Genomic DNA, 13,954 nt, shown 5'->3' on the forward strand with positions numbered 1-13,954 from the left:
AACTTCTTAATAACAAAAGGGGAATTTGCCTAAACAAACTCCCCAATATCGAAACCTTCAACACCATCTTTGTAACTGGAAGATATGCCTTCAACATCATTCGAAATGCTCTGACTTAACAAATTTGAAATACGCTTCGAAGCCTCCCCCAACGAATTCTCCAAAAGATCAAAAAGCTCGGTCCCATGAATTTTTTGAATTATAGCAACTGCTTGCTGCTCTAAATCAGGTTCCAGCATTTTCCGCTGTAACAGCTGACCCGCAGTACTCAATTCCTGAAAGGTAACCCCTGTAGCAAACCCGCTTTCGATATTAGAGTCCTGATACTTCCAATCTTCTTCCTCCTGCCTCCAATTATCCTTGATTAGAATATCATCAAGATTTTTATTCTCGGTTACATCTTCAGCTTTCCCGTTCCTGGTTTCTGATTCAAAATTATCTTCTGCTAATGAAGTAAATTCAAGGTGGCTTTCAGTGGCTTCAACTGGCAAACCTTTTCTTTTTGTTTGCTTAATATCTCCCATTATCGGTGGAGAACTTTTCTTAGTATTACCCCTATCTTTCGCACGGACATTGATTAGGAATCTTCTGTCGAGAAGAATTAGAATGATAGCGATTAATAAACCTATAATGATTATTTTTTCCATAAAATGATATTAAAAAATGGGACGGTATTTTTTATTGAAATCATCAGTAATTTCCTTTTCAAACATTTCGAAATGATACGCCAGTATATTATCCAGATAAGCATACAGAGAAATCTGATCATCGGCAATGATTTGAATAATGCGTGAGAGGCGCTCGTGATATTCAGGACGGATATAGATACTTTTATCACCTCGCTTAGTCATTGTATGATGAGTAAGAAACTGCTCCGTATAGCTTAAATCTGATGTTTTTTTATTCTTCAACTTATTTTTTGCTTCACCCTTCTCCTTTGGAGGATCATCAGTTTTTGAAATAACTTCCTTCTTAGGACTTCCTGCCATAATGGACATCAGATATTGTTCATCGATCCCCCTATCATCATTGTTATTTTTTTCATATTCCATACTCTTATAGTTTTACAATTCCTAAAAATTCTTCTACAAATTGATCCAGCCTGCACTGAGCTAACAATTTAGGATCTGCAGGCAGTAAAGTCGATCGGAAAACAGTCTTTGTAATAGCCTCTCCTTCCTTTCTAAATCTTTTACTGTCTGTAATGCTTGTTTCCATAAGTGGCAGCCCTAAATCTGAAATCACTTTACTGTAGTTTTTGTAGAGCAACGTCCGTTCTCTTCCATCCACCTGATTCCAGAAAAGATGGACTGCCCGGATTCTCGTTTGAGTTTCTTTCATCAACACATTGGTTAGAACATCGGTGAAACTTAACGTACTTTCCAGCACAACACGATCCGCAGTAATGGGTGAAAAAATATAATGGACTTTCGTCAAAGTTTTTAAAATCCCGGCGGTATTCACAGTTCCCGGTAGATCTAAAAATATAACATCAGGAATTGTTTCAGATCCTTCAACATAAGCATCTATATCCTCTAAAACCTGATCGGCTTTACTCTGGAAAATGGGATACGCTTTTTTATTAATACTCGTAAATTGTTTGTGAGCGATCTTTTTTAAAATCTCATTCTGCATCACCATTTTTAAATCCCGCTCTCTCATCTGGAGTAAACTGTACTGAGGAAAGTCACAGTCAAAAACGGCAACATGATACCCCATCCGGTAATGAAGAATACTTGCCATAAGTGTGGTAAAAGTGCTTTTTCCTACCCCTCCTTTTTGGGTGGAAAATGCAATAATTGTAGGTTGGTTCTTTGTTTTCATTTTGCTTGATTTTGGTTATACATAATTGGGAAGAAAGACTGATTGACAGCCCCTGGCAATACATATATCAGGTTCCCTGTACTGCTTTCAGTGCTACTGGACGGAATTCCCTAAAGCTGTATTGACTTCAATCAGCTCTGGCTGAATGCCATTCATCCTGCAATCCTGAAAAATTGCTTTCCTGAAGACTATCTTTCACAGAGACTATCTTGACGGCTGGAATTCCGGAAGGCTGGCATGCAGGGGTTCTGCTGTTCAGGATTTCTATCAGATCTGCAGTCAGGAAATCCCGCCCTCAATCTGATACAAATGAATAGTATTTCTTTTTTAAAACATTTCTAATGGTCGTTTTTGGCTTTAAGTGACTGTCTTTGACTTTCTTTCTAATATTGTCCCTACAAATGATTGTGGTTTACTTTGTTTCAGAAGACTAAGGAGGTCTTGGGAAATTGAACTTTATGAATGCGATCAGTATTACATCTACTTTATTACTGAAATTTCCTTTCACCCGAAAGGAGCAAGTTATGTTTTGAGTGCCTCATAACTTTTTTCGTGCCTCAAAACAACTTGCCCTGGCTGGGGCTTTAAAAATCACTCCGAAGTCATGATTTTACTAATATTAAATTAAATGCGATGGACGTAAATAAAAAAAGCAAAGGCGGGCGTAAGCCCAAGCTTAATCCAAGTAAAAACAGGCATGTATTTAGACTTACGGATGAGGAAAATATAAAGTTTTTAAATTTATATGAGGCTTCCGGAATGAGTAACAAAGCGAAATTTATTACAACAATTTTGTTTCAGAAAGAATTAAAAATTGTAAAAGTTGATATTTCAACAATAGATTATCATACCCAACTGACCAAATTCTTCTACCAATTCCAGTCGATTGGAAACAATTATAATCAGATTGTAAAAATTTTATACCGAAACTTCACGGAGAAAAAAGCGTCTTTCTATCTCTTTAAACTGGAAAATCATACCAGAGAACTAGCTTTAATTGGTAAGCAGATTATAGAACTCACCAAAGAATTTGAACAAAACCATATTCAAAAAAATTCTGAAAAATGATCGCTAAAATTGGAAAAGGTGAAAACCTATGGGGTGCTCTTACCTACAATCAACAGAAGGTGGACAACGAAAAAGGAACAGTTTTATTCACTAATAAGATTCCTGATTTGTGGGATCGACCTTATTCGGTTAAATTTTTTCATCAGTACTTTGAACCCTACTTGATTGCCAATAACAAAACTGAAAAACCGGTAATGCATATCTCACTTAATCCTGATCCTGAAGATAAGGTTAATGACAAAGATTATCGGGAAATGGCTCAGCAATATATGCAGGAAATGGGTTATGGCAACCAACCCTATGTTGTCTTTAAACATACGGATATTGATAGAACTCACATTCATATCGTCACCACCTGTGTCCAGATCGACGGAAAGAAAATATCAGACCGATATGATCATTCCCGATCAATGGAAGCCTGCAGAAAGCTGGAAAGACAATACAACTTAAAAGTTGCTGGTGAGAATAGAAATTTAAATCAAAACTCTATTTTTAAACCTATAGATTATACTAAGGGGAATATCAAAACACAATTATCCTCGATACTACGACATATACCTCAAACCTACAGCATTCAAAGTATAGGTGCATATAACGCTTTACTCTCTCAATTTAATATTTCCTGTGAAGAGGTTACTGGAGAACTGCATGGAAAAATGAGAAAAGGAATGGTCTATTTTGCAACGGATAAAAATGGAAAAAAAATAAGCAATCCTTTTAAATCATCCCTTTTTGGTAAGCATGCAGGAGTAGAAAATATTCAGGTGCTTATTGAAAAATCTAAAGTAAAAATGAAAAATAATCCTTCAAAATTCATTCTTAAAAGAACTATTGAAACCGCTCTCAGCACGAGTAAATCGGAAGCTTCTTTTAAGTCTCAACTTTTGGAACAGGGAATCGCTACGGTCATACGAAAGAATGATGAGGAAAGGATCTACGGAATCACATTTATAGACCATAACTCAAAATCTGTTTGGAATGGCTCACAGCTGAGTAAAGAACTATCAGCCAACTCATTCAATACACTGTGGAATGAGGTAGAAACAAAGCCTAAAACCAATTCATATAATAGTTCTAACAATGATATATCGCTTGAAAAATCTTCAGAACATTTCTTCAACAATAACAGCTACGAAGTATTTGACGGATTTTTTAGCGGGTTATTGTCTTCAGGTCCTCATGAGGATCAAGAGGAACAAATTTTTGAATCACAAATGAAAAAGAGACAAAGAAAAAGAAGATAAAAAATAATCTTCTTTTGTAAAAACGGTCTTATAACGATGCTCAAAGAGCCAAAGGCAGACAACGCATGCTTGCAACGCCTCATTTATATTTGAGAATACGTAATCCTGTATTTATGCTTCTAAAAGGTAATATGCAGGGTGAAGACGATTTAAGAGGACTTGCCAAAATCATGGCGTTTATGCGAGCGGTAAGCATTATTCTAATACTAATGCATCTGTACTGGTTTTGTTATGGATTTTTTGCACATCAACAATGGACACTGGAACTCATCAATAAGATTCTTTATAATTTTAATAAGACCGCAGGCCTTTTTTCTCAACCTATTTATTCTAAGCTGTTCGCAATAGTTTTACTGGCTTTGAGTTGCCTCGGAACAAAGGGAGTCAAAAATGAAAAGATCACTTGGAAAAAAATTAGTATTGGTTTTTCTATTGGTTTTGTCTTATTCTTTTTAAACGCAATTATTTTACAACTTGATACCAGCTTTTCAGCTCTGCTTTATATTCTATCTACCTGTTCCGGATACATCTTCCTGATGCAGGCAGGAGTCTGGATAGGCCGTTTACTCAAAACAAACTTAATGACCGATGTTTTTAACAATGAGAATGAAAGCTTTCAGCAGGAAACCCAATTACGCTATAATGAATATTCTGTTAACCTTCCTACACAATTCTATTATCAAGGGAAGTGGCATCAGGGATGGATTAATGTGGTGAATCCTTTTCGAGCCACTATTGTCTTAGGAACTCCAGGCTCAGGAAAATCCTATGCTGTTATCAACAACTATATCAAACAACATATTGAAAAAGGATTTTCCATGTATATATATGATTTTAAATTCGATGATTTGTCTACTATTGCGTACAACCATCTTCTCAATCATTCTGATGCTTATACCGTAAAGCCGAAATTCTATATCATCAACTTTGACGACCCCAGAAAAAGTCATCGATGTAATCCTTTAAATCCCGATTTTATGACGGATATATCTGATGCATATGAAGCTGCCTACACCATTATGTTAAACCTGAACAGAAGCTGGATACAAAAACAGGGCGATTTCTTTGTTGAGAGTCCTATCATACTGCTAGCTGCCATCATATGGTTTCTTAAGATGTATAAGAACGGTAAATACTGCACTTTTCCACACGCTATAGAGCTGTTGAACAAAAAATATGAAGAGGTCTTTACGATATTAACCTCTTACTTTGAATTAGAAAACTACCTATCTCCTTTTATGGATGCATGGCAAGGAGGTGCCCAGGATCAATTGCAGGGGCAAATCGCTTCCGCAAAGATTCCTTTGTCTAGAATGATCTCACCACAATTGTATTGGGTAATGACCGGAGACGATTTTTCCTTGGATATCAATAATCCCAATGAGCCCAAAATTCTGTGTGTTGGAAATAATCCTGATCGTCAGAATATTTATTCTGCTGCTCTTGGGCTATACAATTCGAGAATTGTTAAGTTAATTAATAAAAAAGGACAGTTGAAGAGTTCGGTGATTATTGATGAGTTGCCTACCATTTATTTCAGAGGCCTGGATAATTTAATTGCTACCGCCAGAAGTAATAAAGTTTCCGTATGTCTAGGGTTCCAGGATTTTTCTCAGTTGACAAGAGACTATGGAGATAAGGAAAGTAAAGTCATTCAGAATACGGTCGGCAATATTTTCAGCGGACAGGTAGTGGGGGAAACAGCTAAAACCTTATCCGAACGTTTTGGAAAAATACTGCAAAAAAGACAAAATATATCCATCAATAGGAACGATACTTCCACCTCCATTTCTACCCAATTGGACAGTTTGATACCTGCTTCGAAGATCTCTACCTTAACCCAGGGATTTTTTGTCGGTGCTGTATCTGATAACTTTGACGAAAGGATTCAGCAGAAGATTTTTCATTCCGAGATTGTCGTAGACAATGTTAAGCTTTCTGAAGAAATGAAAAGCTTTCAGCAGATACCGCAGATCCGATCCTTTATTGATGAAGACGAGAATGATTGTATGACCAGGCAGATTCAAGATAATTATAGAGAAATTAAGTCAGATATTCTAAATATCATCACAGATGAAATGGATCGAATAAAAAATGATCCTGATTTGCAACATTTATTGAACTCGGATTAAAGAATGAAACCTCAAATACCATACGATTTGAGGTTTCTGTTTGTATGTATGTTACTCAGCATCACTGTTCATAAAATATTGATTCAAATTGTCACTCACCAATTGAAGGAATTTGGTTGGTCCCTGTTTTCGGTTACGGATTTCAAAGATGGTTTTATGAAAGTTGCCTAAATCGCAATCCAATGACTTTTCTGTAAATTTTATCACTTCGCTTAACTCTATATTACCACCGTTAAAACAACGCATCTGGTAAAGTGCATAGATAAGCTCTATAAGACCGACCTTTGATCCCGACCAGCTCAAAGGAGAAAATACTTTTGTGGTAAAGGTATCATTCGAATTTTCAATTTGCTTTTTTAAATACTGATCGAATTGCTCATTGGAAATAAATCTGGCGATCATATGATCGTGGGATGTTGTAAAACTCGGATCATAATTATAAAATCCGGATGATAACTTCATTTTTAGGTCGTAGGAATTGCGAACAAATATTTTATGATCAAGATAGGTTGCTTCCCGTTTATAGTAACTGTAAAATTCAGAATGCTCCAAATAAAAGTCTTTCAATTTTTCCTGTTCTGCTTCATAATATTTTTTTAAAGTCTTATTTCCGGCAGCCGGTTTATGAGATTCAATATCCAGTACTGCAGAATAATAAATAAATTTTGAGATAAACTGCGGTTTCAGTTTTTTAAAAAAGAATACTTCTTCAGCAATATGATCAAAATGATGGTTGGAAACCAAAAGTTTTAATTTCCTTATCGACTCATCAATAATAAGTAATGCCTTTTCTGAAATTTTGATCAGATCATTTCCGTCAGCATTGACTTCGTTAATCTTTAGGTCCAGATCCTCCAATAACTTCGAAGTTCTTTTAAAAATAGTTTTTGTTACCATGTCCTTTTTTAAGAAATTTACAAAAATTACCTAAAGCACGACTTAATCAACTAATACCCAGTTCCTTTTTCCGATTCTTTATATAATCTGTAGGTCTGATCCCATTGATATCAAAGAACAGATTTGAAAAGTTCTGGCGTGCCGCTATACCGCATTCATCAGCCAAAGCCTCGATAGTATAATTTAAATATTTACTGTTGGTATTTAGTAGATTAGTGATATAATTAATTCTCAGTTCAGCCATGTATTTATTAAAATTTACCCCTTTTTGTTCATTGATATAAACCGAAAGATAGTGGGAATTGGTTCCCAGCTTTAAAGCAATACTTTTCTGCGTAATCCCCTTCTTTTTGAAATGTTGCTCCTGCTCAAACTTCTGAAGCTTTTCTTTTATTTCTAAAGCCATTTCCGGGGTAAGAGAAGTCTTTCTTACAGGCAGCTCTATCATTTCTTCTCTTAAAATATCATTCATATTATATTTTCCTTCAGCAATTCTCTTTTGAAGAAGCTGATATTGTTTTTTTATCTTTTGATCTCTTCGATACCGGACAACAAAAAAACCAAGAACTACACTTCCTGAAGCAATAAGTATCTCAGCCAATACTATTTTTTTAGTACTGGATCTCTCGATTTCTTCTTTTGCATCCATCAGTGTACGTCGGTCAAAATCTTTATGAAGTTTCAAAGATAAATAGGGAAAATCTTTACTGATTAAACTGTCAGCTTTTAAAAGCTGATTGGTATAGTACAGTTGCTTTTCGAGGTCTTTATCTTTATAATGATCGATAAGATAGTGATAACTCTTATAGACCTCTGGAAGTATAAAATCATGTTTATTGAAAATAGAATCTATTTTGTTATAACATCCTACAGCCCTATTTACATTATCCTGTGCTTCATATGTTTTACCCAGGTAATAATATACTACAGAAGCCCAGGCGAAATCATTTCTCTTTAGAATATTGGGTAAAGATTTTTGCAAGTGATCCTGAGCACCAACATAATCTTTATGATGAAATCTGGAAATTCCGATGCATTTTAGGAAATAGCTTTTTTCAAGCACAAAATCATTATTATTGGCAGTTAGCCGATAACCTAAATTGCTTAAACTATCACTCTTGGCAAAATGATTCAGATATCTGTTGAGGACAGTCAATTGATGTAAGCAGTTGAGATACGCCTTCTCATAGTTAAACTGTTCATTTTCATGATGGTTTTCATTCAGCTTTGACCTGTAAAATGAAGTACATTCCAGAAAATGCTTCATGGCGTCATCATAATAGCCCAAATGACTTTTTACAATTCCTAAATGATAAAGGACTTTATACCTATGGTACTCATCTTTTGAGCCTTTTGAATGCGTATAGGCTTTAATGTATTCATTTAAAGCCAGCTTAAATTTTTTTTGATAAAAATAATAGATGATTCCCTTGCTTAAATATTCTTTACTGATGTCATCTTGGCTTCCATGCTGTAAACTGACAGTAAGCGCACTGTCAGCAAACTTCATCTTGTTTTTATAATCAAACTGTCTTCCATCTCTATACCCTTGAATCAGCTTTGAAAAATTATTTTCGTTTTTTGCTTTCTCAATGTACAGTTTTACATAAGGCATTGCATGAATGTCATCTATTGCCATTTTTTCATAAGGCTTTCTAATTTCACTGAAAGTTTTTTCCTCTTTCTTTTGTGAAAATAAAAATTGTGAAAAAACAGGAAATAAGATGAGAAAGCAATAAAACTTTTTCATAGACTGATATTTAGAACCTCACCATCTCAAAAATAAACATTTATGTTTTAAATAAATCAAATTTCAATGAATTAAATAACAGAAAGACAAAAACCCTTTAAAACATGCAAATACAGCCACTTGAACTCTGATATCCGCATGTATTAATTTTAAAATTGAGACGTAACAATTTTAAAATAGAGCCATATAACAGTTTTTTTTAGCTCATAAGCCGGATAATTTTGACATCAGAATTCTAATATAATCCGGCCGGGATAACCCAATTAAAATTATCAAAATGAAAAAGTTTATCCCATTTTTTAGCATAATCATCGCAGCAGTTTGTCTACAAAACTGCACCCCTCGAGATGAAGATATGATTTCAGATAGTGAATATATTGAAAAATCAGAGCCAACAATAAATGGCTTAGTAATGAAACAGGATTCTGCTAAATCCATAGAAGTCATTGAAGATCCTGGAACAAAAGATCCTCCTGTCAGAGACGGTGATAATTGGCGGCTTACTCAGGATTAAAAACAAAAAAATATGATTCCTCATACCTCCATAACAGTTGTTACAGGCTTACCATGTCCAAAGAGTGGCATCTGGGAAAGTATGGGGAATTTCAAAACAACTGTAACCCTCTTTAAGGGTGAACCGATGCCTGAATATTGCGGATGGAAGATTAAATGGAGATTGGTTCAGGTTTGTTAAACCCAATAATGACATGCTATGAAAAAATTCCAAACTATTTTTATCACAACTGTTTCCTGCTTTTTTATTCTGTTGTTTGTATATGCAGGTATGAGTAAATTGCTTGATTTTGAAAATTTTCAAGTACAGATTGCTCAGTCGCCTTTACTAAGTTCTTATGCAGGAATTGTATCATATCTGGTCATTATTGTAGAATTAATTATTGTACTATTATTAACTTTTCCAAGCAGGAGATTAATCGGATTATATTTATCAACTGCCTTAATGTCAGCATTTACGATCTATATATTTCTCATTCTAAATTACAGTGACTTTGTTCCTTGTTCCTGTGGAGGGATCTTGGAAAAAATGGGATGGACTGAACATCTGATTTTTAATATTCTTTGTGTAGCTATAGGAGGTCTATCTGTTCTCATCATGGGAAGAGCAAATCATAAGACTTACCGTAAAACAGCATTGATATTAGGAATTTCCAATATTTTGAGTTGTATTCTTGTCATTGTTTTGTTTTTTAAGTCAGAATACATTATAAAACAGGAAAACAATTTTACAAGAAGGTTTCTGATGCATCCTATTTTAAAAGTAAAAAGTATGGATCTGGAGAACCATTCATTTTATTTTGCTGGTGCTAAAAATGAAGATCTTTACTTAGCTAACCGAAGCCTCCCTCAAAATTTATTAGCAGTTGATTCACTTTTAAAAAAAGCTGTAAATAAAAAGATTGATCTGGAACTCAGCAAATATCCATTTAAAAAAATAGAGATTAAAGTTAAAGATCACCATTATTATATCTATGATGGAAATGTACCCATCATATTAAAAGGCAAATTAGGTGATGCAAAAAACAAAGTAATCAGTTTTAACGATGCATTCTTTAGCCAGCTTGAAATTATTGACAGTAATAAAATTGCCATTCGCACCCTCTCATCTCAAACCAGGAATTTAACGCTGGGAACTATTTTAATCAATCACAATGGCAAAAATCAGGTGACACTGCATCCTGATTTACTTGAAAAGCAGTTGGATGGTTTTTTTGATTCCGACGGCTATCTTTCATCTGATCCTATAAGACCGACTGTCAGCTATATCTATAGTTACAGAAACCAGTTTCTTGTCATGAACCATTCAATGCAGCTTATTCACAGATGGAGAACTATTGATACGACTAAAATCGCACAGATTAAAGTAACATCGCTATCCAATGGAAAATCTAAAATGTCTAAACCTGCACTAAAAGTTAACGGGCATGCGATCGTATACAGAGGTCTGTTATTTAACCCTGCTCAATTAAGAGGAAAACATGAATCTTTAAGCAGATGGAAGGAAAGCAAAGTTATTGACATCTATAATACCGAATCTCAGGAATATATTGGCAGCATGTACATCGACAATATTAAAAATAATATCATGTCAGATTTTAGAGTCACCGATGAGCATTTGTACGCAATTGTTGGAAATCAGCTGGTAAAATATAAACTTACCCAGCCCCTGAAAAAACATTTTAAAAACGGGGAAGCCGAAAACCGTGTTTCAGAGTAGGCAGCAAATCAAATATTTTTTTATTATGAAAAAAATTCTTTTTCCTGTCATCCTGGTAGCACTGGGAACAGGGTCAGCTTTTGCCACCATGTTGGCAAAGAAGAGTACACGAGCTTTAGAGCCGGCTTACAGAATTGTTAGCTTAGGTGGTGGTCAGTTCCAATGTGAGGATGCTGATCAGGAATGCAGCAATATCGTTTCCGGTGATGTCTGTGAATGGGCACTGGATACCAGCGTTGAACTGCATAGAATCGGTTCAGGCACGATGTGTGGAACACCACTTTATAAAATTCCTTAGTGCATTGTATAAAGTATTAATTAAATGAGGGACGCTATTCTGCGTCCCTTTTCATTTCTTTATCAATCCATCCTATATCTTTCCGGCTTTTCAGATGATAGTCCCACCATTCCAAGATTTTAGTATTAAGATCCCTGATGTCTTCGGAACTTTTCTTGAACGTGTGTTCCTGATCTATAAACATCAGTGCCACCACCTTTTTTCTGTTTCTTAATAATCCCATATAAAAGCTCATGGTTTGCGTTGGCGGAATATTCGTGTCTTTCTTACCTGCCCAAAGCAATACAGGTGCGTTGACTTTCTCAATAAAATTGATGGGATTATTTTTATAATACAGATCCTTATCTTTTGAAAAAGGAACTCCCATTGAAAACTGCCCAGTTTCAAATCTTGAATAGTCTGCTATTTTAAACAGTTCATTAAATGAAAAGTAAGTATTCATAATATCACTAAGACTCGCTCCCGAGACATAGGCTGCGAACCTTTCTGAATGGGTAGCGATAAAGTTGGTCTCATAACCACCAAATGAGTGTCCTGTCAATCCCATGCGCCTGAAGTCAATATTTTCATTTTCCCGAATCGCATCTAATCCGGAATGAACACAATCAAGCGCCGAAATTCCCGGACCCCTGTTATCAGAAATAATATCTGGCTGGAAAACCATATAACCGTTCTCAAGAAGCAGTCGAATATTGAATCCACTGGGTCCCCAGGCGGGATACAGGTATTTGTTGAACTCATCATGCTGAATACTGTATACCTGTACCACCAAAGGATATTTTTTTGTCCTGTCAAATTTAATGGGATAATATAGAACTCCTTTCAGGTCCTTACCCTCACTGTTGGTGTATGAAATAACATCCTGCTGCAGGTCTATCGCTTCTTTATCATGAAGGTTGGTTGTATAAAGTACCTTCTTTTGACCTGATGACTTGCTTTTGCTGTACAGCCGTGGAGACAGATTGTAGTTTTCTTCGATCGAATACATTAAATCATGCCTGCCCTTATATGAGAACATTTTGATTCTGTTGCTGCTGTATGGCAGTATTTTCTTGAGTTTACCTTTATAAAAAGAATAATATCCGGAATCATTATGATCTTCTCTCCTTATATGCAGCATCAACGGTTGAGACATTTCAATAGTTCGTCGTGTTATCTTAAAAGACTCCATCTGATGAATCATTTTCCCACTGTATTCATGAAAGCTGATTTTGCTGTTCTCTTGTTTGAATCCTGTTTTTAACACACCTGTTTCCAGATGATAATTGATCAGTCGGTCTCCTGCTGTAAAGAGCAAACTGCTATCCGGCATAAAGATAGGATAGTTTAGTATTCCATTATAATCGATTATTTTTGTCTGCTCTAACAGATGATCGTATACCATCCATTGATTCTTATACATCAGAAATCCAATGGTGTAACGACTGTCCTTTCCTATGACCATTTCTGAAGCATTCTCAAAAACAAGTTCAGATTTGTTTTCTAAAAGGTCATATCGATATACATTCAGGCTTCTAAATCCACGGTAATCATTGTCCTCCCTGGCATTATAGGTCCAAAAATAACGTGGATTGTCTGTCGCTACATAAACCTGCATTGATTTGGGAGGGATTGAATGAGCTTGATTATTTTTAACATTCCATACGATATACTGATGCTCCATCAGCCCTTGGTCCTTATTGCGCAGATATTTGTCTCCTCCATACCATATTTCAAGTTTTCCAATTTTCTCGGGGAGGTTCCTGACGGAAATATCAATCAAAAAAGTTTCAGAATGACCTGCTTCAGTTAATTTCATGTTTTGGGCATCTCCCAGACTGATCCGGTTGTTATGAAACAGCTGTCCGTCTGATATTCTTAATAATCTTACCCTGATCTTTCCATTGGGATCTATTTTTTCTTTTACAACAATAAATCTCTCTGACTCTAAAAGATCCATCGCAACAATGTGATTTGCAGTGGAATAAAGCAATTTCATAGTACTTCCATTCCATTTCAATATTTTATGAAATCCTCCACTTTCAGCAAGAATATAAACCTGTCCCTGCTGCGTAATAGTATAGTTCAATGTTCCCGCCTCATGGTGAAGAACTTTTCCTTTGGCATTATAGATTTTCAGGTTTTTATCAGTACCCAATATGACATATTGCTTCAGGGTTTCATTGACATTGCATCGCTGTACACTATCATAAATTTCTCTTTTTTTGGACTTCAGCTCAATTAATTCAGCCCTGCACGGTCCTGAAGCAAAGACCGTATTATTGTTCAGAAAACTGATGCTGCTCTTTTTTAAAATGGTATCGGATGGAATGACTGCTGATTGGCGGTCAAACACAAGAACTGAATCAGAATTATTCGCGTACATTTTAGTCACCAAAACGAATCGCTGATCTTCGGATACCTTCATCTGACCTATCATCGTTGAGAATCGCGACATCCACTGGTCCAATTCCTTAATCGACCTCTGTGCATTAAAACAATGAAGAGAAAACAGCAGAATAATTAAAC

Annotated in this window: 13 protein-coding genes; 7 read left to right on the forward strand and 6 right to left on the reverse strand. The window is 35.5% G+C overall.

Annotated elements, in window-relative coordinates:
- Nucleotides 1-29 precede the first annotated feature (29 nt).
- From REB14_RS03350 to REB14_RS03360, 3 genes are read right to left on the reverse strand one after another with little or no spacing between them, the layout of a single operon-like run.
- Entirely contained in the window at nt 30-647 is a 618-nt protein-coding gene (locus REB14_RS03350; RefSeq protein ID WP_309521504.1) for a hypothetical protein, read from the reverse strand.
- A 9-nt stretch (nt 648-656) separates the two neighbouring features.
- Nucleotides 657-1,052 (reverse strand): DUF3408 domain-containing protein, encoded by a 396-nt coding sequence (locus REB14_RS03355; protein WP_309521505.1) that lies wholly within the window; start codon nt 1,050-1,052, stop codon nt 657-659.
- Nucleotides 1,053-1,056: 4 nt separating this feature from the next.
- A complete protein-coding gene (locus REB14_RS03360) occupies nt 1,057-1,824 on the reverse strand; it encodes a ParA family protein (protein ID WP_309521506.1) in 768 nt (255 codons plus the stop codon).
- 633 nt (nt 1,825-2,457) lie between these two features.
- Here REB14_RS03360 and mobA point away from each other — a divergent pair.
- The 3 genes from mobA to mobC all read left to right on the forward strand — a co-directional run bounded on the left by mobA (nt 2,458) and on the right by mobC (nt 6,268).
- Nucleotides 2,458-2,892, forward strand: a complete 435-nt coding sequence (gene mobA, locus REB14_RS03365) for a conjugal transfer protein MobA (protein ID WP_142716702.1) — start codon at nt 2,458-2,460, stop codon at nt 2,890-2,892.
- The gene (mobB, locus tag REB14_RS03370) at nt 2,889-4,136 is read left to right on the forward strand and encodes a conjugal transfer protein MobB (RefSeq protein WP_309521507.1); all 1,248 of its coding nucleotides are present in this window, start codon (nt 2,889-2,891) and stop codon (nt 4,134-4,136) included. Before mobA ends, mobB begins: the two co-directional genes overlap by 4 nt.
- A 131-nt stretch (nt 4,137-4,267) precedes the next feature.
- A complete protein-coding gene (gene mobC / locus REB14_RS03375) occupies nt 4,268-6,268 on the forward strand; it encodes a conjugal transfer protein MobC (protein ID WP_309521580.1) in 2,001 nt (666 codons plus the stop codon).
- A gap of 51 nt (nt 6,269-6,319) precedes the next feature.
- Here mobC and REB14_RS03380 read toward each other — a convergent pair whose 3' ends face one another.
- Both REB14_RS03380 and REB14_RS03385 read right to left on the reverse strand, forming a co-directional pair.
- Nucleotides 6,320-7,165 carry an RteC domain-containing protein gene (locus tag REB14_RS03380; protein WP_034692224.1) on the reverse strand — a complete coding sequence of 282 codons (846 nt, stop codon included), beginning with the start codon at nt 7,163-7,165 and terminating at the stop codon, nt 6,320-6,322.
- Between the two features lie 46 nt (nt 7,166-7,211).
- Nucleotides 7,212-8,915: a helix-turn-helix domain-containing protein gene (locus REB14_RS03385; RefSeq protein WP_309521508.1), complete on the reverse strand. Its 1,704-nt coding sequence runs from the start codon at nt 8,913-8,915 to the stop codon at nt 7,212-7,214.
- Nucleotides 8,916-9,192: 277 nt separating this feature from the next.
- On the opposite strand from REB14_RS03385, the gene REB14_RS03390 reads away from it, so the two are divergent.
- Genes REB14_RS03390 through REB14_RS03405 form a run of 4 tightly spaced genes read left to right on the forward strand, consistent with a single transcriptional unit; the run spans nt 9,193 to nt 11,446 of the window.
- Nucleotides 9,193-9,429, forward strand: coding sequence for a hypothetical protein (locus tag REB14_RS03390; protein ID WP_309521509.1), 237 nt, complete (start codon nt 9,193-9,195; stop codon nt 9,427-9,429).
- A 12-nt stretch (nt 9,430-9,441) separates the two neighbouring features.
- On the forward strand, nt 9,442-9,609 hold the full coding sequence (locus tag REB14_RS03395) for a hypothetical protein (RefSeq protein WP_164466612.1): 168 nt from the start codon (nt 9,442-9,444) through the stop codon (nt 9,607-9,609).
- 18 nt (nt 9,610-9,627) lie between these two features.
- Complete coding sequence (locus tag REB14_RS03400) at nt 9,628-11,148, forward strand: DoxX family protein (protein ID WP_309521510.1); 1,521 nt, start codon at nt 9,628-9,630, stop codon at nt 11,146-11,148.
- Between the two features lie 25 nt (nt 11,149-11,173).
- Nucleotides 11,174-11,446, forward strand: a complete 273-nt coding sequence (locus tag REB14_RS03405) for a hypothetical protein (protein WP_007846410.1) — start codon at nt 11,174-11,176, stop codon at nt 11,444-11,446.
- A 34-nt stretch (nt 11,447-11,480) separates the two neighbouring features.
- On the opposite strand, the gene REB14_RS03410 is transcribed toward REB14_RS03405, so the two are convergent.
- Nucleotides 11,481-13,883, reverse strand: coding sequence for an alpha/beta hydrolase family protein (locus REB14_RS03410; RefSeq protein WP_309521511.1), 2,403 nt, complete (start codon nt 13,881-13,883; stop codon nt 11,481-11,483).
- Between the last annotated feature and the right edge of the window lie 71 nt (nt 13,884-13,954).

It is taken from the genome of Chryseobacterium metallicongregator (assembly GCF_031324065.1).
Classification (GTDB): Bacteria; Bacteroidota; Bacteroidia; order Flavobacteriales; family Weeksellaceae; genus Chryseobacterium; species Chryseobacterium metallicongregator.

What these genes read in the sequence shown, in the direction of transcription:
- REB14_RS03395 (WP_164466612.1), top strand. Translation starts at nt 9,442, where the DNA reads ATGATTCCTCATACCTCCATAACAGTTGTTACAGGCTTACCATGTCCA.
- mobC (WP_309521580.1), top strand. Translation starts at nt 4,268, where the DNA reads ATGCAGGGTGAAGACGATTTAAGAGGACTTGCCAAAATCATGGCGTTT.
- REB14_RS03380 (WP_034692224.1), bottom strand. Translation starts at nt 7,165, where the DNA reads ATGGTAACAAAAACTATTTTTAAAAGAACTTCGAAGTTATTGGAGGAT.
- REB14_RS03350 (WP_309521504.1), bottom strand. Translation starts at nt 647, where the DNA reads ATGGAAAAAATAATCATTATAGGTTTATTAATCGCTATCATTCTAATT.
- REB14_RS03360 (WP_309521506.1), bottom strand. Translation starts at nt 1,824, where the DNA reads ATGAAAACAAAGAACCAACCTACAATTATTGCATTTTCCACCCAAAAA.
- REB14_RS03410 (WP_309521511.1), bottom strand. Translation starts at nt 13,883, where the DNA reads ATGTCGCGATTCTCAACGATGATAGGTCAGATGAAGGTATCCGAAGAT.
- mobB (WP_309521507.1), top strand. Translation starts at nt 2,889, where the DNA reads ATGATCGCTAAAATTGGAAAAGGTGAAAACCTATGGGGTGCTCTTACC.
- REB14_RS03400 (WP_309521510.1), top strand. Translation starts at nt 9,628, where the DNA reads ATGAAAAAATTCCAAACTATTTTTATCACAACTGTTTCCTGCTTTTTT.
- REB14_RS03405 (WP_007846410.1), top strand. Translation starts at nt 11,174, where the DNA reads ATGAAAAAAATTCTTTTTCCTGTCATCCTGGTAGCACTGGGAACAGGG.
- mobA (WP_142716702.1), top strand. Translation starts at nt 2,458, where the DNA reads ATGGACGTAAATAAAAAAAGCAAAGGCGGGCGTAAGCCCAAGCTTAAT.
- REB14_RS03385 (WP_309521508.1), bottom strand. Translation starts at nt 8,915, where the DNA reads ATGAAAAAGTTTTATTGCTTTCTCATCTTATTTCCTGTTTTTTCACAA.
- REB14_RS03355 (WP_309521505.1), bottom strand. Translation starts at nt 1,052, where the DNA reads ATGGAATATGAAAAAAATAACAATGATGATAGGGGGATCGATGAACAA.
- REB14_RS03390 (WP_309521509.1), top strand. Translation starts at nt 9,193, where the DNA reads ATGAAAAAGTTTATCCCATTTTTTAGCATAATCATCGCAGCAGTTTGT.